20 protein-coding genes are annotated in these 22478 nt (G+C 62.5%); 10 read left to right on the forward strand and 10 right to left on the reverse strand.

The genetic code is table 11. The features are described from left to right. The first annotated feature begins 138 nt into the window (after nucleotides 1-138). Nucleotides 139-759 carry an acyl carrier protein phosphodiesterase gene (locus tag PG900_RS05590; protein WP_270831056.1) on the forward strand — a complete coding sequence of 207 codons (621 nt, stop codon included), beginning with the start codon at nucleotides 139-141 and terminating at the stop codon, nucleotides 757-759. Nucleotides 760-795: 36 nt separating this feature from the next. Here the strand turns inward: PG900_RS05590 and PG900_RS05595 are convergent, their stop codons facing one another. From PG900_RS05595 to arsC, 3 genes are all read right to left on the reverse strand, one after another. Beyond that, entirely contained in the window at nucleotides 796-1866 is a 1071-nt protein-coding gene (locus PG900_RS05595) for a linear amide C-N hydrolase (RefSeq protein WP_270831057.1), read from the reverse strand. A 295-nt stretch (nucleotides 1867-2161) separates the two neighbouring features. Beyond that, nucleotides 2162-2557, reverse strand: a complete 396-nt coding sequence (locus PG900_RS05600; protein ID WP_016350325.1) for a DUF2069 domain-containing protein — start codon at nucleotides 2555-2557, stop codon at nucleotides 2162-2164. Then, on the reverse strand, nucleotides 2554-2904 hold the full coding sequence (gene arsC, locus PG900_RS05605) for an arsenate reductase (glutaredoxin) (RefSeq protein WP_103827723.1): 351 nt from the start codon (nucleotides 2902-2904) through the stop codon (nucleotides 2554-2556). The genes PG900_RS05600 and arsC overlap by 4 nt, the downstream gene beginning before the upstream one ends. A 60-nt stretch (nucleotides 2905-2964) precedes the next feature. Here arsC and PG900_RS05610 point away from each other — a divergent pair, with 60 nt between their 5' ends. Then, nucleotides 2965-3447 (forward strand): TlpA family protein disulfide reductase, encoded by a 483-nt coding sequence (locus tag PG900_RS05610; RefSeq protein WP_270831058.1) that lies wholly within the window; start codon nucleotides 2965-2967, stop codon nucleotides 3445-3447. A 119-nt stretch (nucleotides 3448-3566) separates the two neighbouring features. Here PG900_RS05610 and PG900_RS05615 read toward each other — a convergent pair whose 3' ends face one another. Continuing rightward, the gene (locus PG900_RS05615) at nucleotides 3567-5021 is read right to left on the reverse strand and encodes a beta-barrel assembly-enhancing protease (RefSeq protein WP_348981351.1); all 1455 of its coding nucleotides are present in this window, start codon (nucleotides 5019-5021) and stop codon (nucleotides 3567-3569) included. A gap of 128 nt (nucleotides 5022-5149) precedes the next feature. Between PG900_RS05615 and PG900_RS05620 the strand changes: the two genes are divergently transcribed. Genes PG900_RS05620 through PG900_RS05630 form a run of 3 tightly spaced genes read left to right on the forward strand, consistent with a single transcriptional unit; the run spans nucleotide 5150 to nucleotide 7321 of the window. After that, nucleotides 5150-5392: a sulfurtransferase TusA family protein gene (locus PG900_RS05620; RefSeq protein ID WP_011705565.1), complete on the forward strand. Its 243-nt coding sequence runs from the start codon at nucleotides 5150-5152 to the stop codon at nucleotides 5390-5392. 15 nt (nucleotides 5393-5407) lie between these two features. Then, nucleotides 5408-6478, forward strand: coding sequence for an AI-2E family transporter (locus PG900_RS05625; protein WP_029301299.1), 1071 nt, complete (start codon nucleotides 5408-5410; stop codon nucleotides 6476-6478). Between the two features lie 39 nt (nucleotides 6479-6517). Continuing rightward, complete coding sequence (locus tag PG900_RS05630) at nucleotides 6518-7321, forward strand: MipA/OmpV family protein (protein ID WP_270831059.1); 804 nt, start codon at nucleotides 6518-6520, stop codon at nucleotides 7319-7321. An 85-nt stretch (nucleotides 7322-7406) separates the two neighbouring features. On the opposite strand, the gene PG900_RS05635 is transcribed toward PG900_RS05630, so the two are convergent. Continuing rightward, the gene (locus tag PG900_RS05635) at nucleotides 7407-8207 is read right to left on the reverse strand and encodes an alpha/beta fold hydrolase (protein WP_270831060.1); all 801 of its coding nucleotides are present in this window, start codon (nucleotides 8205-8207) and stop codon (nucleotides 7407-7409) included. A gap of 112 nt (nucleotides 8208-8319) precedes the next feature. Between PG900_RS05635 and ppk2 the strand changes: the two genes are divergently transcribed. Then, complete coding sequence (gene ppk2, locus PG900_RS05640) at nucleotides 8320-9135, forward strand: polyphosphate kinase 2 (protein WP_270831061.1); 816 nt, start codon at nucleotides 8320-8322, stop codon at nucleotides 9133-9135. A 115-nt stretch (nucleotides 9136-9250) separates the two neighbouring features. On the opposite strand, the gene PG900_RS05645 is transcribed toward ppk2, so the two are convergent. From PG900_RS05645 to yejK, 5 genes are all read right to left on the reverse strand, one after another. Further along, entirely contained in the window at nucleotides 9251-10387 is a 1137-nt protein-coding gene (locus PG900_RS05645) for an ABC transporter ATP-binding protein (RefSeq protein WP_011705560.1), read from the reverse strand. 69 nt (nucleotides 10388-10456) lie between these two features. Next, the gene (gene malG, locus PG900_RS05650; protein WP_005299600.1) at nucleotides 10457-11347 is read right to left on the reverse strand and encodes a maltose ABC transporter permease MalG; all 891 of its coding nucleotides are present in this window, start codon (nucleotides 11345-11347) and stop codon (nucleotides 10457-10459) included. Nucleotides 11348-11359: 12 nt separating this feature from the next. Then, entirely contained in the window at nucleotides 11360-13012 is a 1653-nt protein-coding gene (gene malF / locus PG900_RS05655; RefSeq protein WP_024943710.1) for a maltose ABC transporter permease MalF, read from the reverse strand. 75 nt (nucleotides 13013-13087) lie between these two features. Then, nucleotides 13088-14269: a maltose/maltodextrin ABC transporter substrate-binding protein MalE gene (gene malE / locus PG900_RS05660; RefSeq protein ID WP_011705558.1), complete on the reverse strand. Its 1182-nt coding sequence runs from the start codon at nucleotides 14267-14269 to the stop codon at nucleotides 13088-13090. A 395-nt stretch (nucleotides 14270-14664) separates the two neighbouring features. After that, nucleotides 14665-15714, reverse strand: coding sequence for a nucleoid-associated protein YejK (yejK, locus tag PG900_RS05665; protein WP_016350315.1), 1050 nt, complete (start codon nucleotides 15712-15714; stop codon nucleotides 14665-14667). A gap of 73 nt (nucleotides 15715-15787) precedes the next feature. On the opposite strand from yejK, the gene PG900_RS05670 reads away from it, so the two are divergent. The 4 genes from PG900_RS05670 (at nucleotide 15788) to PG900_RS05685 (ending at nucleotide 22457) form a co-directional block, all read left to right on the forward strand. Further along, on the forward strand, nucleotides 15788-16015 hold the full coding sequence (locus PG900_RS05670; RefSeq protein ID WP_011705556.1) for a DUF1414 domain-containing protein: 228 nt from the start codon (nucleotides 15788-15790) through the stop codon (nucleotides 16013-16015). A gap of 43 nt (nucleotides 16016-16058) precedes the next feature. After that, entirely contained in the window at nucleotides 16059-17909 is a 1851-nt protein-coding gene (locus PG900_RS05675) for a DUF3413 domain-containing protein (protein WP_016350314.1), read from the forward strand. A 307-nt stretch (nucleotides 17910-18216) separates the two neighbouring features. Then, nucleotides 18217-20379: a TonB-dependent hemoglobin/transferrin/lactoferrin family receptor gene (locus PG900_RS05680; RefSeq protein WP_270831062.1), complete on the forward strand. Its 2163-nt coding sequence runs from the start codon at nucleotides 18217-18219 to the stop codon at nucleotides 20377-20379. Next, a complete protein-coding gene (locus PG900_RS05685) occupies nucleotides 20379-22457 on the forward strand; it encodes a prolyl oligopeptidase family serine peptidase (RefSeq protein WP_270831063.1) in 2079 nt (692 codons plus the stop codon). Before PG900_RS05680 ends, PG900_RS05685 begins: the two co-directional genes overlap by 1 nt. Nucleotides 22458-22478 lie beyond the last annotated feature (21 nt).

Genomic DNA, 22478 nt, shown 5'->3' on the forward strand with positions numbered 1-22478 from the left:
GCCAGCCATGCTGCACTCTACCCAGCCGGCGGTCATGGAGGGAAGCACTTCCTCACGGCCAAGCGCCCGTTCCCGTAGGCAAGGGCCGCCGGATCCGCTAGGCTCAGCGACAATCCCCCCTGACTGACTTAACCCTTCATGAACTATCTCGCCCACCTGCATCTGGCTGCCCATAGCCACAGCTCCCTCACCGGCAACCTGCTGGGGGATTTCGTCAAGGGCGCCCTGCCGAGCGCACTCGGCACCGAACTCGACGAGGGGATCTGGCTGCACCGCAAGATAGACGCCTTCACCGACAGTCACCCCGAACACAGGGCGGCAGTGGCCTGCTTCGAGGCCCCCTGGCGCCGCTTTGGCGGCATCCTGGTGGACATGCTCTACGACCATTGGCTCAGCCTGCACTGGCCGCAGTTTCATGACGAAGCCCTGCCCCGCTTCCTACAACAGAGTTACCGGCACCTGCTGGTGGATGCAGACCGCCTGCCGGATGGGTTGCCGCTGCCCCTCAGACGGATGGCGGAGCAGGACTGGATCGCCTCCTATCAGCACAAAGAGGGGCTGGCGCAGGCCCTCAACGGCATCGGCCGCCGGCTGCGTCGCCCCCTGCCGCTCGGCGATGCGCTGCTCACCCTCAAGGAGGCGCAATGGCAAGGGTGCGAGGCGGGCTTTCTGCGCTTCTACCCCCAGCTGATGAGTCACAGCGTGCAGCAGCTGGCCCACTATCGCGAGACCGGCGGCCACGCCGGCTTGCGGCCATAAAAAAGGCCCCGCGAGGGGCCTTCTACCAACGCTTCATCAGACCCCTGGCGTGGCAGGCAGGAAGGTGAACGCCTTGGCCGGCACAAACTTGTCCGCCGTTTCACCCGCATAGAGCTGACGCTCGGTCAGCGGGAGTTTCTTGACCGGGGCGCCCGCACTCAAGTCCAACTGGTCCATGCTCACCCAGAAGGTGTTGGGCAGATGAGTCAGCTCAAAGAAGTAGCGGCGATGCTGCTGATCCGACACGCTGCGCCACAGGGTGGTGGAGATGTTGGGTTGATCCGGGGTGCTGATCCCCATGGGCACCGAGACGTTGCGCATCACGCTCATCACACCGGCCACGGCCTCATTGGCCTGATCCGTCCTGGGCAGGGTCTTGATATAAAAAGAGGCCCGGGCGAAACGATCCGCCGACCGGTTGGTGCCCGGCAGCATGGTGAGCCCGCCTATCTCCTCCCAGTACTCGTTGAGTGCCAGCTGCTTGTCGAACACGGGGGAGTTGGTCATCACCTGATAGCTGCGGTCGTGATGGATCTGCAACTTGCCATCCACGTACTGGAAAATGGCCGAATCGCCGCTGGCATCCGAGATGGAGAGGTGCAGCTGGCCCGGCTTGCCATCCGGCGTCAGGGTGGTCACTACATAGAACTCGTCCTTCGACAAGGCGGCGACCGCCTCGCTGACGGTGGCAAAATTGTCCAGCACATACTGGGCCCAGAGGGAGATGGAGAGTGTCTTGCGCGGATCCTTGTCGCTCGGAGTCACATACTCGGACTCGGTCAGATAGAGCAGGTTGGCCACCAGCCCCTTCTCGTTCATGCCATCGGCGGTACCCGCGTCAAACCCTGCGGCGACCAGGGAGCCATAGCGCGCGTTCCACGTCATGGAGTGCGGCCCGGCCGCCCCGCTCCGCTCGATGCCGCGCGGCAAGGCCCAGAGGTTGGTCGGCATGGCGGTGCGCCAGTCCATGGTGCGGCCGGTCACCACCAGACCGCCATCGCCCTGATAAACGGCGCGGGTGCAGGCATCGGCCAGCGAGCTGACCGACAGGGCCATGGTCAAGGCCAACAGGGTTTTCTGGAACAGGGGGCGGGATTGGCGTTTCATAGGGTGCATCACTCAAGGCTGGTGAAAAGGACAGGCTAACGGCGGCCGCTGTATGGGAGCTTAATGAGGATAGTCAGCTGCCCGCCCCCCTCCCACCTCGCGGCGGCCAAGATGTGATCAGGTCGACATAGTGGCTGCAAGATCAGCGAGAGACACCTGGCATCTACGCTGCCAGCAAGCCCTTGGCCCACCCGCTGTTGCGTCGATTCTGGTCGTATCATGCCTGGGCTGCTCATCCATAAAAAAACCGGACTCCAGGTCCGGTTTGCACAGGGCAGGCACGCTGACGCGGGCCTCAGTGATCTTGCGCCGAAGGCTCGCCCTTCTTCTTGCGAATGCTCAGGCCCAGCTCGCGGCCGCGCAGGCGGGCGTAATAGATGGTGCCGATAAAGGCGAGCACGGTGAACACCAGCTCCACCACCGCCAGCCAACGCTCCCCCTCATCCGTGGTGATCAGGGTCAGGGCGTGCAGGAAGTAGGGCATCAGCACGAAGTTGCCCCAGGCGTGGGTGTAGGGGTTGCCCTGTACAATCCCCTTGAGCGGGAACAGCAGCGGCACCGTCCAGATCACCGGCAGCAGCCAGGGATTGAGATCCGGGTGGGGCGAGAGCCACAGATGCCAGAGGATGACCCAGCCCAGCAGGCCAAAGAAGCCGACCAGGGTCAGCAGGCGGGCGAAGCGGGTGCTCACTTGAGGATCTCCAGCACCTGCTCGGGCGGACGGCCGATGCGGGCCTGACCGTTCTTGATGACGATGGGCCGCTCGATGAGCTTGGGATGCTGGTGCATGGCGCGAATGAGGTCATCGCCGCTCACCTCGCCAAGCCCCAGCTCCTTGTAGAGATCTTCCTTGGTGCGCATCAGCTGACGCGGATCACTGAACCCCAGCTGGCTCAGCAGGGTGCGGATCTCTGCCTCGCTCGGGGCCTGCTCCAGATAGAGCACCACATCCGGGGCGATCCCGTGCTGTTCCAGCAAGGCCAGGGTTTCACGGCTCTTGGAGCAGCGCGGATTGTGGTAGATTTGGGTCTCGCTCATGATAACTCCCTGATTAATCGCAAGATGGGACAAGAAACGGCGCTATTGTAGGGGAAACTGATGGTCAGGGTAAGCGCGAGAGTGCAGGAATTGAAACGAATTTGTTGGCTGATTGTGGCCGGCCTGCTGACGGCCTGCAGCCCGCCCCCCCAGTTCACCGACAGCCAGAACCAGCCGGTGGCTCTGGCCGACTTTGCCGGCAAGCCGCTGTTGGTCAATTACTTCGCCCCCTGGTGTGCCCCCTGCCTGCGGGAGATACCGCTGCTGGAGGCGCTGGCTCGGGAAGGGCAAACTGCCGTGGTGATGGTCAACTACGACCCGGCCACGCCTGCCGAGCTCGCCAAACTGGCCGGGCAGTACCGCATCAAGGTGCCGCTGCTCATCGCAAGGCAGGAGGCGAGCCTCCCCTTCCCCCGCCCCGCCGGGCTGCCCACCAGCTATCTGCTTGATGGCAAGGGCAAGCTCCGGCAGACCCTGGTGGGCGAGCTCACCCCATCGCGGGTCGAGGCCCTCAGGGCATCCGTCAAAGCGGTTGGCCACTGACGCCAACGCCGCTGGTGGCGGCGCCAGACGGCTGGCGTTCCCGCCATTCTCTTCGCCATCATAAAACAACAAGGGCGCACCGAGGTGCGCCCTTGTCATGAGTGAGAGCCGCTGGCCCGTCAACCCTTGAGGCTGTCGAGATCCTTCTTGGCCCGCTCCAGCTCAGTGATGCGCGCCTCCAGTCTGGCCAGGGTCAACTTGTCGTTGGTGGTACCACGCGCCACGATCAGCTCGTCGATAGCCGCCTGGTAGTCACCGCGCAGGGAGAGCATCTCGGCCCGTGCCATGTGCAGATCGGTCATCCTGCCCGCCTTGCGATAGGCATCGGAGAGCAGGCTCCAGGCCAGGTTGTTCTCTTCGTGCTCGCGGGCATAGGGGTCGAGAATGGCGATGGACTTCTTGTAATTGCCCCCTTCCAGATAGGCGTTGCCGAGGTTCACCACCACCACCTCGTTGTCCGGCATGCGGGTGCGGAACTTCTCGAGCCGAGCGATGGCCTGGGCGCTGCGCCCCTTGGCCAAGTCGATGTCGGTGAGGGCATCCACCACGAACAGATCCTCGGGGTGGCGAGTCGCCAGCTCCTGCATCAGGGCATCGGCCTCGTCGGTGCGCTTGAGCTGCAGCAGCGCCAGCGCCTTGCCGTAGGTGGCCGCATCCTTGAGCGGGTAGTCCCCCTTCTGCAGGCGGTTGTCAAAATAGGTGAGCAGGGCCTGCGGGCTCTCGGTGCCGAAACGCACCTGGATGCGCACCTTGGCCAGCCAGAAGTCGAGGCTCGGCGGCAGATCCCGGCGACCATAGCTGCCCGCCCGGGCCCGCGCCTCACTGATCCGGGTCTCCGGCAGCGGGTGCGTCAGCAGCATCTCAGGCGGCTTGCTGGCGTAGCGATACTCGGCCGCCAGCTTCTGGAAGAAGTTGGCCATGCCCATGGGATCGAAGCCGGCATCGTAGAGGGTCTTCATGCCGATCCGGTCCGCTTCGTATTCGTTGTCGCGGGTGTAGTTGATGGCTGACTGCATGGAGAGGCCGAGCGTGGTCTGCAGCGCGGCGATGCCCGCGGTGGGGTTGATCACCGCCAGCGCGATGGAGCCCACCAGCCCGGCCAGGGTCATGGCGGAGCTGCTCGCCTGCGCTTCCATGTAGCGGGCGATGTGGCGCTGGGTCACGTGGGTGATTTCGTGCGCCAGTACCGAGGCGAGTTCGCTCTCGCTGTCGGCATAGAGAAACAGGCCGGTGTGCACCTTGACCCGCCCGCCGAGGAAGGCGGCCGCGTTGATGCTGGGGTCGTTGATGAGGAAGAAGGTGAACGGGAAACGCACGCCGTCGGCGTTGGAGAGCAGCCGCTGGCCCAGATCGTCGATGTACTGGCTCAAGACGGGATCATCGATGATCGGCAAGCCGGCCCGGGCAAAGCGCATGAAGGCGTTGCCGTAGCGTACCTCCTGCTCGATGGGCAGGGCGGCCACCCCGGCGGTGCCGATGTCGGGAAGCTGGTTGTTGGCCTGGGCATGGAAAGTGGCACCCATCAGGGAAGCCAGCAGGGGGAGCGATGCCATCAGGGGGGAAAAGCGTGCCACGTTATCTCTATCTCCAATCAGACCCTACCGGGACACCGGCAGAATACCCTTGCCCATCAAGGGCTACAAGCGTTGTTTCGCGCTCTCATCACGGCCATAATAGCCGCCTCACGCGCAATGGAGCCTCCATGGAATACCTCGACCTGACCCCCTGGCGCTGCCCCGAGCCGCTGATCCGCCTCAAGCTCTGGCTGCGTCAGGCCAACGCCGGTCAATCCCTGTCCATCCGGCTGGCCGATGCCGGCTCCCGGCAGGACATTCCCGCCTATCTGCAACGCCAGGGTCATGCCTTCACGTTGCAGGAGGCGCCAGACAATACCCTCTCTTTGCAGTTGGTGGTCGGGGCCCAGCACCACGGCAAGCCCCAGTAACCTAAGGATGTCGCCATGTTAGAAGTCATCAAGCGCTGGTATCAGACCCGTTTCTCCGATCCCGATGCCGTCACCCTGTTCCTGCTGCTGGTGGCCTGTTTCGCCGTGCTCTGGCTGTTCGGTGATCTCTTGGCACCGCTCTTGGTGGCGCTGGTGATGGCCTACCTGCTGGAGTGGCCGGTGAGCCGGCTGCAGCGGGCCGGGCTCTCCCGCACCCTGGCTACCAGCCTCATCCTGCTGCTGTTCATCGCCCTCACCGCCATGGCGTTCCTCGGGCTCATCCCGACCCTGGCGAGCCAGGGGCTGAACCTCGCCAAGGAGTCCCCGGCCATGCTCTCCCATGCCCAGGACTATGTGCGCACCCTGCCGGAGCAGTACCCCGAGCTCATCAACGTCACCCTGGTGGAGACCATCATCGACAACATCCGCCAGCGCATCCTGACCGGGGGCGAGCAGCTGGTGAGCGCCTCCCTCAGCTCCCTCATCAACGTGGTGGCCATCCTCATCTACGCCATCCTGGTGCCGCTGATGGTGTTCTTCATGCTCAAGGACAAGCAGATCCTGATGGGCGGACTGCGCCGCTTCCTGCCGCGCAACCGCACCCTGGTCAACCGGGTCTGGGTGGAGATGAACGAGCAGATCCTCAACTACATCCGCGGCAAGGTCATCGAGATCCTGATCGTCGGGGTGATCAGCTATGTGGCCTTCGCCATGCTGGGGCTGCGCTACTCGGTGCTGCTGGCGGTGGCGGTCGGCTTCTCGGTGCTGATCCCCTACATAGGCGCCGCGGCGGTAACGGTGCCGGTGGCCATGGTGGCCCTGTTCCAGTGGGGACTGACCCCGGAGTTCACCTGGCTGATGGTGGTCTACACCGTGATCCAGGTGCTCACCGGCAACGTGCTGGAGCCCATCCTCTTCTCCGAGGCGCTCAACCTCCATCCGGTGGCCATCATCATCGCCGTGCTGGTGTTCGGCGGCCTGTGGGGATTCTGGGGGGTCTTCTTCGCCATTCCCCTCGCCACCCTGGTCAAGGCGGTGCTCAACGCCTGGCCCAAGCGCGAAGAGCTGCCCGCAGCGACCAAATAGTGCGATAGTCGTCCCACCATCAGTGACAACGGAGTGTCCATGCGCGTATTGCAATCCATCAAGCGGGCAGGGCTGGCGGCCCTGCTCCTCACCGTGCTGCCAGCCCGGGCCGACATCGACCTCGGCTCGCTGGATCTGCTCTCCAGTGCCAACCCCAGCAGCCCGGTGCCGCGGGGGCTGGTGGGCGGCGCCGTCCTCCTTGGCGGGCAGGCCCGCTATCAGGCACAGGACAACACCCTCTACCCCATCCCGGGCTTTCTCTATTTCGGCGAGCAATTCATGTACCTGGGAGACCGAGCCCGCTACTACCTGCACAAGGATGAACGCGTCGCCCTCTACGGTTATGGCCGGGTGCGCTTTGGCAACCTGGATCCCGCCGATGAACCGGCGTTTACCGGCATGGACGAGCGCAAGGGGCAGCTGGAAGGCGGGATCGGTGGCAACCTCATCACTCCCTACGCCCTCTTGACCGTGCGGGCCAGCAGCGACATCAGCGGCCGCAGCAAGGGTCAGGAGCTGCTGCTGTGGGCCGATTTTCCCATCCTGCGCGACAAGCTGCTGATCATGCCGGGGATGGGGCTGATGCTGCGCAGCGACAAGATGGCCAACTACTACTTCGGCGGCATCGCCGAGCATGAGGCCAACGCCCAGCGGCCGGCCTGGGATACCGGCGCCACCCTCTCCCCCATGGCGGCGCTCATCACCAGCTATCGCTTCAGTCCCGACTGGATCGGCATGTTTGCCATGAACTACGAATGGTACGACGGCGATATCGAGCACAGCCCGCTGGTCCAGCACACTGGCGAACTCTATGCCGGCGTGGGGATCGGCTACATCTGGTAGTCGGCATAGCAGGCAACGACAAGATCACATCCGCGCAAAACAAAAAGGGAGCCATCGGCTCCCCTTTTCATCTGCGGCACACGCCTTAGAGCGCAGCCAGAAACGCGCCGAGCTGCTCATTGACGAAGGCGGGGTTCTCCAGCGAGGCGATGTGGCCGGCCGCTGGGACCTCCTTGAACGGGCAACCCAGCACCTCGGCCATCAGATAGCCTTCCAGCACTGGCCGCGCCTTGTCCTGACTGCCGGTCATCACCAGCGCAGGCACGCTGATCGCTTCCAGCCACTCGATGCGATCCTCGCGGGTCACGAAGCTGCGGCCCACTGCCACCATGGTGGCCACCTTGTCGGCCGGCCAGGCGGCGAGACGCGCCTTGAAACCGCTCATCAGGTTGGCATCCGGCTGGTCGGCAAAAAACAGCGGCGCCACCTGTTCGACGATGGGGGCCGGGATGGTGCCAAGCTGCTCGATCATCGCCAGCATGCCGAGGTAGCGCTCGCAGGTGATCTGCGGCTCGAGGCCGACGAAGCTGTCCATCAGCACCAGGCCCTTGAGGCGTGCGGGAGCCATGCGTGCCAACTCGACGCCCCACATGCCGCCGATGGAGAGACCCACCAGCACGAACTCATCGATGCCGAGCGCATCGAGCAGCGCCAGATGATCGCGGGCCAGGGTTGCCAGGGTGCAGGCCCCCTCGGGCAGCACGTCGGAATCGCCGTGGCCCCACAGCTCGGGCACGATGCAGCGATAGTGCCCCTTGAGGGCCTCGATTTGCGGCGCCCACATGGCGCTGTCCCACAGGTAGCTGTGACCAAACAACAGTACCGGGCCCTGCCCCTCGTCCAGATAGGCCATTTGGCGGCCCGCGATCTCCATAAATTGCTTCATGTTTTCTCCTGTTTCTGGTGCCGACTATTGACGGGGCGGCAGTGTAGCACGACCCTCTTGGCAGTGACGCCTGCCTGGTGCAATCTGGAAAAGTGTCAATAAGGAGAAGAGCATGCCGAAGGACAAGAGCAAGAAACGCCCGCGCCTGGACAAGAAGACCTACGAACACCACCTGGCCCATATGCAGGAGGAGCTGGTCAAGCTGCAGGAGTGGGTCAAGCAGGAGGGGCTGAAAGTGGTGGTGCTGTTCGAGGGCCGTGACGCCGCCGGCAAGGGGGGCGTCATCAAGGCGATCACCGAGCCGCTCAACCCCCGGGTCTGCCGGGTCACGGCGCTGCCCGCCCCCTCGGATCGCGAGCGCTCCCAGTGGTACTTTCAGCGCTACGTGGCGCACCTGCCCGCCGCCGGCGAGATGGTGCTGTTCGACCGCTCCTGGTACAACCGGGCCGGGGTCGAACGGGTGATGGGCTTTTGCAGCGACAACGAGTATCGCGAGTTTCTGCGCGCCTGCCCCGAGTTCGAGCGGATGCTGATCCGCTCCGGCATCACGGTGATCAAATACTGGTTCTCGGTCAGCGACGAGGAGCAGGAGAAACGGTTCAAGGAGCGGATCAACACCCCCATCAAGCGCTGGAAGTTCAGCCCGATGGACCTGCAGTCCCGCTCGCGCTGGGTGGAGTACTCCCGCGCCAAGGACGACATGTTCACCTACACCGACACCGAGGATTGCCCCTGGTTCGTGGTGGAGGCGGACGACAAGCGCCGCGCCCGCCTCAACTGCATCTCCCACCTGCTGGGCAAGGTGCCCTATGAGGCGATCCACTACGAACCCATCACCCTGCCCCCCATCAACACCGAGGGGTATGAGCGCCCACCGCTGACCAGCCAGCACTTCGTGCCCGACATTACCGCCGCACTCGAGGGCTGAGCCCTGCCACTTCGCCTGCCGTTCTCGCCAAACGGCAGGCAATAAAAAGCCGGTCTTGCGACCGGCAAAAAGGCATTGAATCTAAAGAAAGGAAAACCTCGGCAGCCGCCCCTGGTCAGGTGCGGATGTATTTGGCTGTGCGCGGGAAGGCTTGCTCCTTGGCATCGAACAGGTAGCAGGCTTCGGCTGGAATGCCGACGCTGTACTGCTGGCCGGTGGCCACATCCACGTCGGAGCTGGCCTTGACGGTGAAGTCGTGCCCAGCCACGTCCATGTAGACGAAGGATTCGGCCCCCAGGTGTTCGGCCACCTGCACCACCCCGCTCACCTTGCTGTCGGCATGGGGGTGATCCAGCGGCACCAGGTGCTCGGGACGAATGCCCAGCTCCACCTTGTCGCCGACCGCGCCGCTGCGGGCATCGACCCGGGCACGCACGGTATCGCCGGTGGTCAGCTTGACCACGCACTCCTGCTCGCCAATCTCCACCAGCTCGCCAGCCAGGAAGTTCATCTTGGGAGAGCCGATGAAGCCGGCCACGAACTTGTTGTCCGGGTTGTGGTAGAGCTCGAGCGGGGTGCCGAACTGCTCCAGGTTGGTGGTCGCCTCGCCCTTGAGCGGGCTCAGCACCACGATGCGGTTGGCTAGCGTCATGGCCTCCACCTGGTCGTGGGTCACGTAGATGATGGTGGAGTTGAGCTCCTTGTGCAGCTTGGCGATCTCGATGCGCATCTTGACCCGCAGGGCGGCATCCAGGTTGGAGAGGGGTTCGTCAAACAGGAACACCTGCGGCTGCTGGACGATGGATCGGCCGATGGCGACCCGCTGGCGCTGACCGCCGGAGAGTGCCTTGGGCTTGCGGTCCAGCAGCGGCTCGAGACCCAGGATCTCGGCGGCGCGCATCACCCGCTTGTGGATGTTCTCCTTGTCCATCTTCTTGAGCTTGAGGCCGAAGGCCATGTTCTCGTAGATGTTCATGTGCGGATAGAGGGCGTAGGACTGGAACACCATGCCCACGTTGCGCTCTACCGGCGGCACGTCGTTCATGTAACGACCGCCGATGGTCAGCTCCCCGCTGGTGATGTCTTCCAGACCCGCGATCATCCGCAGCAAGGTGGACTTGCCGCAACCTGACGGACCGACGAAGACGATGAACTCCCCTTCCTTGATGGCCAGGTTGATATTGCGCAGGGTGTCCTTGTGAACAGCCGGGTCGTAATTTTTGCGAACGTTGTTGAGTACTACTTCAGCCATGTCGAGCTCCGCTCTTGAATCTTTGCAAATCGTGATGGCGGGGGGAGTCGGCTCCCCCGGCCATGAACCTTAACCTTTCACGCCGCCGGCAGTGAGACCACCTACCAACCAGCGCTGTGCCAGCAGGAAGACAACCGTGATGGGGAAGCCCGACAGCACGGCGGCTGCGGCAAAGTCACCCCACAGGTAGTTCTGCGGATAGAGGTACTGCTGGGCCCCGACCGCCAGGGTCAGATTGTTCACATCCTGCAACAGGATGGAGGCCATGGGCACCTCGGTAATGGAACCGATGAAGGCCAGGATGAACACCACCGCCAGGATGGGCACCGACAGCGGCAGCAGGATCAGGCGGAATGCCTGCCACGGAGTCGCACCGTCGATGGCCGCCGCTTCCTCGAGGGAGGAGTCGATGGTCTCGAAGTAGCCCTTGATGGTCCAGACGTGCAGGGCGATGCCGCCCATGTAGGCCAGGATCAGGCCGCCGTGGGTGTTGAGACCCAGCCAGGGGATGTAGTCACCAATCTTGTTGAAGAGCGCGTAGATGGCCACCAGTGCCAGCACCGCCGGGAACATCTGGAAAATCAGCATGCCCTGCAGGATGGTGGACTTGCCACGAAAACGCAGGCGGGCAAAGGCGTAGGCACAGGTGGTGGAGAGCACCACGATCATCAGGGCGGTGATGCCCGCGATCTTGATGGAGTTCCACAGCCAGGTCAGCACCGGGAACGGCGGCGGCGTGATGCTGCCGTCGGCGTTGGTGATGGACATGCCCAGCGCCAGCTTCCAGTGATCCAGGGTCGGGTTGGAGGGGATGATCTCCCCTACCGCGAAGTTGCCGTTTCTAAACGAGATGGCGATGACCATGATCAGCGGGAAGATGATCAGTGCCAGGAAGCCCCACATCACCAGGTGGGTTGCCCACACCCGGTATTTGACTGATTTGGGTTGTACGATTGCCATGTTGAAGCCTCCTTACAGTTGCTTGTCGGCTTTGGACAATTTCAGGTTGAGCAAGGCCAGCGCACCCACGATGAGGAAGATGGCGGTGGCGATGGCACTGGCCAGACCGTAGTCCTGACCACCCGAGCCCTGGAACGCGATCCGGTAGGTGTAGCTCACCAGCAAGTCGGTGGTACCGGCCGGGGTGCTGGCGCCTATGATGTCCGGCGCGCCGTTGGTCAACAACTGGATGAGCACGAAGTTGTTGAAGTTGAAGGCGAACGAGGCAATCAACAGCGGCGTCAGCGGCTTCATCAAGAGCGGCACTGTGATCTTGAAGAAGTTCTGCACCGGACCGGCACCGTCCATGGCGGACGCTTCATAGAGATCTTCCGGAATGGCTTTGAGCAGCCCCATGCAGAGGATCATCATGTAGGGGTAGCCAAGCCAGGTGTTGACGATGAGGATCATCACCTTGGCCAGGAAGGGGTTGGTATACCAGTCCGGCTTGATGCCGAACGCCGCTTCCAGGAACAGGTTGATCTCACCGAAGTTCTGGTTGAACAAGCCCTTGAACACCAGGATGGAGATGAACGCCGGGATGGCATAGGGCAGGATCAGCATGACCCGGTAGAAGCCGCGCCCCTTGAGGGACTCCCACTGCACCAGACAGGCCAGCACCATGCCGATGGCCAGGGTGAAGCCCACCGAACAGGCGGAGAAGATCACGGTCCAGATGAAGATCTGCAGGAACGGTGCCTGGATACCCGGATCGGTGACGATGCGGGCGAAGTTCTTCCAGCCCACGCTCACCACGAAGCCTGGCGCCACGCTCTTGCCGACAAACTGGCCCTGCTCGTCGATGTATTGATAGAAGCCGGTGTCGCCGTTGGGCAGCATCAGCTCGCCGCTCTGGTTGTCACGCAGCAGGTTGCTGTCTTTGATCACCACCCCGGACTTGAGCACGGCACCGTCCAGCAGACGGGTGTACTGCTGTTTCTGGGCGGCGAACTTGCGCAGGCTGCTCAGGGTCAGGTGGGTTCCGCCATCCGGCAGCACCAGATCGAGTGCGCTCAGGTGGGTGCGATGGTCGACGATGGCCCGGATGGGAGCCACCTTGTCCACGGCCTCCCCTGCCAGGTGTTGCAGCTGAACAACCTGCACCGGTTCATGGACTCTGCCCTCGCGGACAGCCAGTTCACGGGCCTTGTTGCTCATCAGGGTAACGGGTTGACTGATAAAGGATTGGTCGTCCTGTTTCAGCAGCAGCTGAAACTGATTGTTCTCACCACCCAAGAGGGTGAAATCGAATTCACCGCCCGCCACCTTGTAGGTTTTTTTCAGATGGTAATCCCGCGCCTGCTCGATGGAGAGCAGGTTGGATCCCGAATAGTTGGTGAAGGCGATGCCGATCGTGTAGGCAAGAGGGAAGATGATAAAAACAACCATGCCGGCCACACCGGGGAAGATATAGCGGTGGGCATAGGTCTTCTTGTTCATGAAGACATACAGACCGACGGAGACCACCACCAGATCCAGCAGAGCGAATACCCACTCACCGCTGGCGTACATCATCACGGCTGCATAACCGTTGAGGATGGCTACCAGAGCAGCAATGGTCCACTTAAGCCAGGTGTGCTTATCCTTCGGACCGGCATAGGATTCAATAGAAGGTACTACTTCCATGCCAATTAACCTTTATAACGCCAAGAGAGATTTGAGAGAGTGGGAGGCCGTTGCGGCCTCCCGGGTAGTGCGTGCTTACTGAACGATACGCTTGGCAGCGGTATCCAAGGCTTCGTCAACGCTCTGACGGCCGGAGGTTACGTTCTTGAGGGCAGTTTCGAAGGAGGACCAGAAACGGCTCATCTCAGGCACGGACGGCATCGGCTCGCCATTCTGGGCGTTTTGCATGGTTGCCTTGATGTGCGGGTCGGATTCCAGGGTCTTCTGGAAGGACTTCAGCGCCACGGCGCCCAGCGGCTTGTCGGCGTTGACCGGTGCCAGACCGGCGTCGGTCAGCAGGTAGTTTTCCAGGAACTCGATGGCCAGATCCTTGTTCGGGCTGGCGGCGTTGATGGTGGCACCCAGCACGCCGACGAAGGCCTTGGCCGGTTTACCCTTCAGGGTCGGCAGCGGCGCTACGCCGTACTTGATGCCGCTCTTGTCCAGGTTGCTCCAGGCCCAGGGACCGTTGATCATCATGGCCACTTCGCCCTTGTTGAACTTGGCGTCCATCACACCGTAGTCGATGCCTTTTTCCAGGTGACCGGACTTGATCATCTCGGAGATGTAGCCGACACCGGCCTTGGCACCCGCGTTGGCCACGCCGGTATCTTTCACGTCATAACCAGTAGCGGTTTTCTTGAAGGCATAACCACCGTTGGCAGCCACCAGCGGGTAGCTGAAATAGGGGGTGTCATAGGCCCACATGATGGCGCGCTTGCCGTTCTTCTTCAGAGTCTCGTCAATCTTGGCGATCTCTTCGAAGGTCTTCGGCGGCTCCGGCAGCAGATCCTTGTTGTAAATCAGGCTGACCGCTTCCACGGCAACCGGGTAGCCGTAGGTCTTGCCATCGACGGTCATGGCATCCCAGGCGAACTGTTCAAACTTGGCTTTGGTGGCTGCATTCGGGGTCACGGGGACCAGCAGACCGGCCTTGACCCACTCACCGTAACGGTCGTGAGCCCAGAAGAAGATGTCCGGGCCGTTGCCGGTGGCAGCGGCTTGCTGGAATTTCACTTCCACCTGATCAGGGTGCGCAACCGTCACCTTGATGCCGGTTTCGGCTTCAAACTTCTTACCTACTTCGGCCAGACCATTGTATCCCTTGTCACCGTTAATCCAGATGGTCAGTTGACCTTCGTCAATGGCGGCAGTGGCAGAGCAAGCCACGCCCAGAGTAGCCAGACCGATCAGGGATGACAGCAATTTCTTTTTCATGAGCCTTTCCTTGTATTAGTTCCGCGCTGTAAGAGCATTGTGTGCGAGATGAATATTATCCCAAGCCGTTACCGCCTCACATGACGCAACTCGCATTTTTGAAACGCAATTACGTATTTTCTTCCAGAAAGTTCTGAAAACATTTTCTTATTTCAGGGGGTTATCGCCATTTATTGGCATATTTATCGCCAAATTAAGAAAGTAAATTACCAAAGAGAAATAAAAAAACATGAATGAAAGGGTTTTCACCTCACTGAAAACCCTTTCACGGGGATTATTCTGTTTAATTTGTTAACAAAGCACCGAGTTGGTTTCGCTGCTGCCTACCCCGTTAAATAAAAAGACACCGCAGCGAAGTGCGGTGTCTTTTTGCCAAAACTGGAAAGCAGATCACATTACGACTGGCGCAGCAGCTGATCCTTGAGGTTGGGCGGGACCCCCTTGATGGTCAGGGTATCGGTCTGGGGATCGTAGAACACCCGGCTGTTGAGCAGCTTCTGCTCGAAGCTCAAAGTCAGCCCGCCACCGGAGCCGACGAACTTGGTCAAGCCGCGCAGGGTGGAGCGATCAGCCGGGAAGCGATCTTCCAGTTCATACTCCTGACCGATGAAGCTGTAAAAATCGAGATCGCCATCGCCCGGCAATTCCGCCGACAGCTCCTTGATCTCGATCTCTTCACCGGCGCTGGCCTGCTCGGTGCAATATTTGAAGACCTGTTTCTTGTAGTCGTTGCGCTCGGCCGGCTCGAGCTGGCGGCTGTCGCAATAATCGTCCACCGCCTGCAGCAGCCCCTTATTCTGGATCTTGGCATCCATCCCCTCGCGGGCACCCAGTAAATCCATGAAAAAGTCACCCAGCTTGCGACCGACCCGGCCCTTGCTGAAAGTGATATAACGGCGTGAATCCGGCTGGGTTTTCCATTCGGTCAGATCGATGCGGGCCACCAGGTTCAATTTGCCGATATCCAGATACTGGATGTGACGCAGCTCCAGTGCCTCGCTGACGGTGACGCTCTCCTTGCCCTCCAGCAGGGCGATCATCAGATAATCCACCCCCACGTAGTTGTATTTGGCAAACAGCAGCACCCCCTGCTCGTCGAGGGCGTGCTCCACCAGCTGCTTGACCAGCAACTGGGTCATCTCGACCGAAAAGGGGACGAAGTCGGTCTGTTCGCCGAGCAGCCGTTCGAGGGCGATGCGAAAGAGCGGAGAAGGCTGTTTGGGGGCGCTCTCCCCCTCCGCCAGCTCGGCGACGGCGGCCTCGGGGTCGGCAAAGAAGCCGAAGCCCTTGCCCCCCTTGCCGTTGTAAATGCGATGCAGCTCCGCCATCAGCCCCTGTACCGCCTCATCGGCAGGCAGAAGCTGGCTGCGGGTGTCGGCGTGAGGTTGACCATCGCCGCCCTGGCGCAGGGAGTGAAGAATGATCTTGTCGATATCGAGACTCATGTCACAAAGCCATAGTGTTAGCCGAAAGGGTGAAGTATTATAAGGCGCTTTGAACCGAGATGAACCCAAGATTATGCCCATCGTATCAAAGTACAATAACGAGCAGTTTGACGCCCTGATGAACGACCTGATCACCGCCCTGGAGAAGCACAAGGCGCCGGTGGATCTGAGTCTGATGGTGCTCGGCAACCTGACCACCAATATCATCAATGGCATGGCCCCGGCCCAGCGTCAGGCGATCACCGAAAAATACATCCAGGCGCTCACCGCCTCGGTGGATCATCGCCACGATGCTCACTGAGTCTCTTCGCATTCTTTGATGTTTTTCAAGCAGATGGATCACTATGGTCGAAACCGGCAACCCCTATCGTGATAATGTTTCTCGCCTGATCACCTGGGGGCATTGGTTCTCCTTCTTCAACATCATTCTGGCCATGCTGATTGCCACCCGCTACCTGGGGGCGATCAGCTGGCCGTCGACCACGCTCGGCGTGACCTATCTCATCATCAGCTGGATCGGTCACTTCTCGTTTCTGAGCTTTGTCACCTATCTGTTGACGATCTTCCCCCTGAGTTTCGTGCTGCCCAAAGAGAAGCCGCTGCGCTTCATCTCGGCCATCATCGCCACCCTGGCGCTGGTGCTGCTGCTCATCGACACCCAAGTGTTCCAGCTGTTCAAGTTCCACCTCAACGGCCAGGTGTGGCAGTTGCTGCTGGATCAGGCCCAGACCGAGGAGGGCTCGATCTGGAGCATCATCTTCGTTGCCGTGCCCACCATCTTCCTGGTGCAGCTGCTGCTGTCGGCCTATGTCTGGCGCAAGATCAACAAGCGCAAGCGCCGTCAGTACGGCAATCAGGTGGGGCTGGCCCTGCTGGTCTGCTTCATTCTGACCCACGTGGTCAACAGCTGGGCCGATGCCACCCTGTATCAGCCCATCACCATGCAGCGCGCCAACTTCCCGCTCTCCTACCCGATGACCGCCAAGAGCTTCCTCGCCAAGCACGGCTGGCTGGATCTGGATCAGTACGAGAAGAAGGCCGAATCACAGGATGGTGACAATGCGAGCCGCTTGCGCTACCCGCTGCGCCCGCTCAGCGTCAACGCTCCGCTGACCCACAAGAACCTGCTGATCGTGGTGGTCGACTCCCTGCGGGCCGACATGCTCAACAACATCAACATGCCCAATCTGCAGCGCTATGCGGATCAGCACCTCAACTTTGCCAACCACATGAGCGGCGGCAACGACGATGTGATGGGGATGTTCAGCCTGTTCTACGGCCTGCCGGGCCACTACTACGACGACATTCGCAACGACAAGACGCCACCGGTGCTGTTCGACGAGATGCTGCGCCAGGACTACCAGTTCGGCCTGTTCGGCGCGCTGGAAGATGCCCAGAAGTACCGTCAGAGCATTCTCTCCGGCCTGCGCAAGCAGGTGTTCGTCTCCGAGCAGACCGACGACACCCAGCTCATCGGCGACTGGCAGCAGTGGCTTGCCAAGCGCTCACCGGACCGCCCCTGGTTCTCGCTGGTCTATCTGTCGAGCCCGGGTGACTACCAGCTGCCGGCCAACGTGAAGGGGCCCTTCCAGCCGGAGCTCACCAAGTTCAACCCGGCCACCGCCTATCAGGCCGAGAATCTGGTGAAGCTGGAGAACCGCTACAAGAACGCGGTCTTCTATACCGACCAGTTGCTGGAACAGATGCTGGCCCAGCTGCAACAGCAGGGGCTTGGCGAGCAGACCATCGTCGTGGTCACCGCCAACCATGGTCAGGAGTTCAACGAGACCCAGAACAACAGCTGGGGCTATGGCACCAACTACTCGCCCTATCAGGTGCAGGTGCCGTTCGTGCTGGCCTGGCCGGGCAACGATACCCTGCCGACGAGCCCGGTGAGCAGCCACTTGGATCTGGTACCGACCCTGATGCAGAGCATGCTGGGAGTGCGCAATGCGCCACGGGACTACAGCATCGGCCGCAACCTGTTCGACACCAGCCCGCGCAACTGGCTGCTGGCGGGGGATCAACGCGACTTTGCCATCTATCAGGGCAACACCATCACCCACTTCAACAAACAGGGTGACTTCGAGCTGCTGGAGCGAAACAGCTACCGTCCCATCAAGCACGGCACCCCCGACATGGGCGTCATGATCCAGGTGATGAACGAGCTGAACCGCTTCTATCGCGCCCCCTGATAGCCGCCTCCTGCCCCTTGAAAACCCGCTCCTGCAGCGGGTTTTTTTATTGCCGATATCACCTTGGCATGAGCTGCCAAGCCCTCAGCCAACACCTTGCCCCCCTCCCCCGTTTTATCCCCGGTCTGCCCGCCCAGTGCCCTGCCGGCGCAAACGTTGGCCCGCGTTGCTACTGATGCCTTCATCAAAAAATGCAGTCTGATCAGGATCATAAAAACAAAATGATAATGATTATCAATCGTTGATCTGGCTGGACCTCTCTGCAATAATCCGCGGCCTTCAGGCTCAAATAATAATTATTCTCAACATGAAAACACTGCTTCACTACTGGCCCATGCTGCTGTCCGGTACAGCGCTGGCCGCCGGCGATCACGCCGGCATAAACACCTCCGGCACCACCCCGCCCAAGGCGCGCGAAACCATAGTCGTCAAGGGTCAGCGGGTCGAACAGAAACTGTCCGACATCTCGGGTTCCATCACCGTCATCACCGAAGAGGATCTGGAGCGCCAGATCGCCACCGAGCTCACCGACGTGTTCAAGAACGAACCCGGCGTCTCGGTGACCGGCTCGGCGGGCCGACCGCAAAACATCAGCATCCGCGGCATCGGTGGCAACCGGGTGCTGATCATCAAGGACGGGGTCCGGGTCAGCGACGGCTTCGGCGCCGACGATCTCAACGACAAGGTGGGCCGTTTCAGCTTCGATCTCGATGACGTCAAGCAAATCGAGGTGGCCAAGGGGGCGGGCTCCGCCCTGCACGGCTCGGACGCCATCGGCGGCACCGTGGTCATCACCACCAAGCAGCCGGAAGATTACCTGCAGGGACAGGATGCCTACCTCAGCAGCAAGGTGCTGCACGACGGCAGCAGCGACAAGCAGAAACTGAGCGCCACCGGCGCCGCCCGCTGGGGTGAGAGCGCCCACCTGCTGCGTCTCTCCGGCTGGCAGGGGCACGAGACCGCCAACTACGACCAGAGCCGCATCCCGGCGGATCTCGATGGCCTCAGCGCCTCCACCAGCTCCAGCCTTACCCTCAATGAACAGCATCTGCTGCGCCTCGAGCTCGACTACTTCGAAGACAACGCCAAGCGGGATCAGGGGCCGCGCGAAATTCCCCAGCCCGACGGCAAGTGGCAGGTGCGCCAGTATCGCGAGAACGGTACCCAGCGCTCCCAGGGCGGCAAGCTGAGCTGGGAGGCGCAGGATCTCGGCCACCCGCTGGCCGACCGCTTTACCTGGAACCTGCACGGCAACTACGCCAAGAACACCGCCAACAAGCGCAGCCTGCTACAAAATGACGAGCTGAGCGGCTATCCCCGCTATCGCAGCGAGCGGGAGCTGGCCACCTTCACCGAACAGCTGATCGGCAGCGAGCTGGATATCCGCCGTGATCTGGTCACCGGCCCCATCGAGCACAAGCTGAGCTACGGCATCGAGCTGGCGCGCACCCGGCACGAGCGCCCGGTGGAAAAGCTGATGCTGGAAGCCGGCATTCCCCAGCCCACCCAGTCCGCCCCCTTCAGCAGCGCCCGCACCGATCGGGCCGGCATCTGGCTGGGAGACGTGGCGACCCTGGGCCAGTGGCAGTTCACCCCGACCCTGCGTATGGATCAGCAGTGGCTAAGCCCGCAGGATGGCCGGGGCGAGAGCAACCACAGCTGGCATATCTCGCCGAGCCTGGCCACCAGCTACCGCTTCAACGAGCAGTGGCGCAGCTGGCTGAGCTACGCCAACGGCTTCAGCGCCCCCTCCTACGACAAGGTGTACGGCAACATCCCCCACTACTTTGCCCTGCCGCCGTTCGAGATCATCGCCAACCCTAACCTCAAGGAGGAGACCAGCCACAGCTTCGAGTGGGGGGTGAGCGGCGAAGGGGATGAGTGGAGCATCAAGCCGGCCCTCTTTTACAACCGCTACTACAACTTCGTCGACTGGCGCCAGGTGGGCTTTCGCCTGAGCGACGGGGTCATGCTCCGTCAATACCGCAACGTCGCCAAGTCTGAAACCTGGGGCGCCGAGATCGCCGCCAGCTACTGGCTGACCCAGCAGTGGGAGCTGGCCACCAAGCTGGGCTGGGTCGACGGCAAGACCAGCCAGGGCGAATCGCCGCGCAACCTCACGCCGCTCGAGGGCAACACCCGCCTCAGCTATCAGGCCAACGACTGGAGCCTGGGGCTGCAGGCCGACTACGCCGCCGCCATGAGCCGGGTGCCCAGCTGTGGCAACAGCCTGACCCAGCAGCAGGGCGAGTGCCTGAAAACCGCCGGCTGGCTCAGCTTCGCCCTGACCGCCGACTGGCAGATCACCGACGCCCTCAAGGCCAACCTCAAGCTCGACAACCTGCTCGACACCCGCTACACCCGCTATCAGGATGTGGCCGGGCTGGAAGCAGGCACGGATGCGGGCCTCTACACCCAGACGGGCCGCTCCCTGAGTGCCAGCCTGCGCTACACCTTCGTGGGGCTCTGATGCACGCACTCCTGATGCTGGCCAGCCTGCTGGCCAATCCGGCGCCGGCTCAGCCTACCGCCATTGCACCTGTCGATACCCCGAGCCAGGCTGTCGCCACCTCGGCGCCGATCGTGGCCCCGCTTATCCCTCACCGCCCGCCGCCAATGCAGGGGGAGCGGGCCCGGCTCGATCCCTATGGCGGCTGGCGCGACGATAGCCGTCAGGATCCCGCCCTGCTGGCCCTGCTCGGCGAGCAGAACCGCTGGACCGAGCAGCAGCTCGCCGCGCAGCGGCCGCTGGAGCAGGCGCTGCAGGCCGAGTGGCAGGCGCAGGCGCGCGGTGAGCCCATGCCGCAAGAGTGGCTGCGCGAGGCAGGCAGCCAGTGGCGGATGGACACCGACGGCAGCCTGTGGCAGCGCAGCGACGAGCAGGCTGAGCCCCGCCAACGGCTGGCAGCCCGCCAGCCGGCCAGCGGCTACTACGAGCTCGCCAGCTGGGCCCTGCATCCGAACGGGCGCTGGCTGGCCCTGGCCGAAGATCTACAAGGCGATCGGGATTACCGCATCACCCTGCTCGATCTGGCCGACGGCAAGCCCCTGGCGACCCTGACCCACCGGGCCAGCGATCTGCTCTGGAGCCTGGACGGCAAGACCCTCTACACCATCGCCAACGAACCCCGCACCCTGCGCCCCTGGCAGCTGTGGGCCTGGCGCGATGGCAAGGAGCAGCAAATCCACCAGGAGGCAGACCCCGCCTGGCTGCTCAGCCTCTATCGCACCACGGATCGGCGCCACCTGCTGCTGCAGAGCAACAACCACGACAGTGCCGAGCAGTATCTGCTGGACGAGGGCACACCGGCTCTGCTCAAGGCCCGTCAGGCTGGCCTCGAGTACTACCTGGACACCCAGGGGGAGCGGGTACTGCTCAAGAGCAACCGGGACGGTGCCCTCGGCCTCTATCAGGTGGCCGACCTGAGCCAGGTGGCCAAGGGAGAGTGGCAGCCGCTCTGGTCTGGCGAGCAGAGGACTCTCGAGAAGTGGCGCCTGTTTGCCGACTACACGGTGCTGCAGTATCGCCATCACGGAGATGACTGGCTCGACGTGCTGGATGGCCGCGGCCGGCTCAGCCATCGCCTGCTGCTGACCGAGGGGGCCGGCACGGCCTGGATCCAGGGCGCCCACGACCCCGCCAGCGGGCAGATCCTGATCCGCCGTCAGGGCATGGCCGAGCCGCCGCACCAACGCCTGCTCGATCTCGCCAGCGGCCGCTGGCTGCCGGACACCCGGGCCGCCCTCCCCTCCCCCTACCAGAGCGAGCGCCGCTGGGTAGTGGGCAAGGATGGCGTCAAGGTGCCGGTCTCCCTGGTGTGGCGCAAGGACATCCACACCCCCAAGGCGCTGCTGCTCTACGGCTATGGCGCCTACGGTACCCCCATGCGCCCCTACTACCAGCCGCAGGTGCTGAGCCTGCTGGATCGCGGCTTCGTCTACGCCATCGCCCACGTGCGCGGCGGCGGCATGCTGGGGGATGAGTGGTATCTGGCCGGGCGCGGTCGCCACAAGCAGCACAGCGTGGACGACTTCCTGACCGTGGCCGATGCGCTGGCCCGGGATCCCGCCATCGACCCCGCCCGGCTGTTTGCCATGGGCGGCAGCGCCGGCGGCCTGCTGGTGGCGGCGGCCCTCAACCAGGCACCGACCCGCTTCGCCGGGGCCGTGCTGCAGGTGCCCTTCGTCGATCTCATCGGCACCATGAGCGATCCCGAACTGCCGCTCACCCGCCAGGAGTACGCCGAGTGGGGCAACCCGGCCATTGCCGCCGATTACGCCGCCATGCGCCGCCTGAGCCCTTACGACAACCTACATGCGGCCCCCTATCCCCCCGTCTATGTGACGGCCGGGCTGTACGACAGTCAGGTGCCCTACTGGGAGCCGCTCAAGTGGGTGGCCCGCCTGCGGGAACACAGCACGGGAGCGGGCCCCTATCTGCTCAGCACGGCCCTCGACGGCGGCCACCGCACCAGCCCGGGCAACGCGCGCCAGCAGGCGGCCCGCGAGTACGCCTTCCTGCTCACCCTGGCGGGAGTCGGCCGGTGATCCCTTTTCTCATTTTTGTGT

The organism is Aeromonas sp. QDB03, from assembly GCF_027707985.1.
In the GTDB taxonomy this organism is placed as follows: Bacteria; Pseudomonadota; Gammaproteobacteria; order Enterobacterales; family Aeromonadaceae; genus Aeromonas; species Aeromonas hydrophila.

Excerpts from the sequence above, each read along its gene's own strand:
- arsC (WP_103827723.1), bottom strand. The coding sequence starts at position 2,904 with ATGAGCGAGACCCAAATCTACCACAATCCGCGCTGCTCCAAGAGCCGT.
- PG900_RS05610 (WP_270831058.1), top strand. The coding sequence starts at position 2,965 with ATGGTCAGGGTAAGCGCGAGAGTGCAGGAATTGAAACGAATTTGTTGG.
- PG900_RS05595 (WP_270831057.1), bottom strand. The coding sequence starts at position 1,866 with ATGAAACGCCAATCCCGCCCCCTGTTCCAGAAAACCCTGTTGGCCTTG.
- PG900_RS05685 (WP_270831063.1), top strand. The coding sequence starts at position 20,379 with ATGCACGCACTCCTGATGCTGGCCAGCCTGCTGGCCAATCCGGCGCCG.
- PG900_RS05675 (WP_016350314.1), top strand. The coding sequence starts at position 16,059 with ATGGTCGAAACCGGCAACCCCTATCGTGATAATGTTTCTCGCCTGATC.
- malG (WP_005299600.1), bottom strand. The coding sequence starts at position 11,347 with ATGGCAATCGTACAACCCAAATCAGTCAAATACCGGGTGTGGGCAACC.
- PG900_RS05590 (WP_270831056.1), top strand. The coding sequence starts at position 139 with ATGAACTATCTCGCCCACCTGCATCTGGCTGCCCATAGCCACAGCTCC.
- PG900_RS05635 (WP_270831060.1), bottom strand. The coding sequence starts at position 8,207 with ATGAAGCAATTTATGGAGATCGCGGGCCGCCAAATGGCCTATCTGGAC.
- yejK (WP_016350315.1), bottom strand. The coding sequence starts at position 15,714 with ATGAGTCTCGATATCGACAAGATCATTCTTCACTCCCTGCGCCAGGGC.
- malE (WP_011705558.1), bottom strand. The coding sequence starts at position 14,269 with ATGAAAAAGAAATTGCTGTCATCCCTGATCGGTCTGGCTACTCTGGGC.
- PG900_RS05630 (WP_270831059.1), top strand. The coding sequence starts at position 6,518 with ATGCGCGTATTGCAATCCATCAAGCGGGCAGGGCTGGCGGCCCTGCTC.
- ppk2 (WP_270831061.1), top strand. The coding sequence starts at position 8,320 with ATGCCGAAGGACAAGAGCAAGAAACGCCCGCGCCTGGACAAGAAGACC.
- PG900_RS05620 (WP_011705565.1), top strand. The coding sequence starts at position 5,150 with ATGGAATACCTCGACCTGACCCCCTGGCGCTGCCCCGAGCCGCTGATC.
- PG900_RS05670 (WP_011705556.1), top strand. The coding sequence starts at position 15,788 with ATGCCCATCGTATCAAAGTACAATAACGAGCAGTTTGACGCCCTGATG.
- PG900_RS05645 (WP_011705560.1), bottom strand. The coding sequence starts at position 10,387 with ATGGCTGAAGTAGTACTCAACAACGTTCGCAAAAATTACGACCCGGCT.
- PG900_RS05625 (WP_029301299.1), top strand. The coding sequence starts at position 5,408 with ATGTTAGAAGTCATCAAGCGCTGGTATCAGACCCGTTTCTCCGATCCC.
- malF (WP_024943710.1), bottom strand. The coding sequence starts at position 13,012 with ATGGAAGTAGTACCTTCTATTGAATCCTATGCCGGTCCGAAGGATAAG.
- PG900_RS05680 (WP_270831062.1), top strand. The coding sequence starts at position 18,217 with ATGAAAACACTGCTTCACTACTGGCCCATGCTGCTGTCCGGTACAGCG.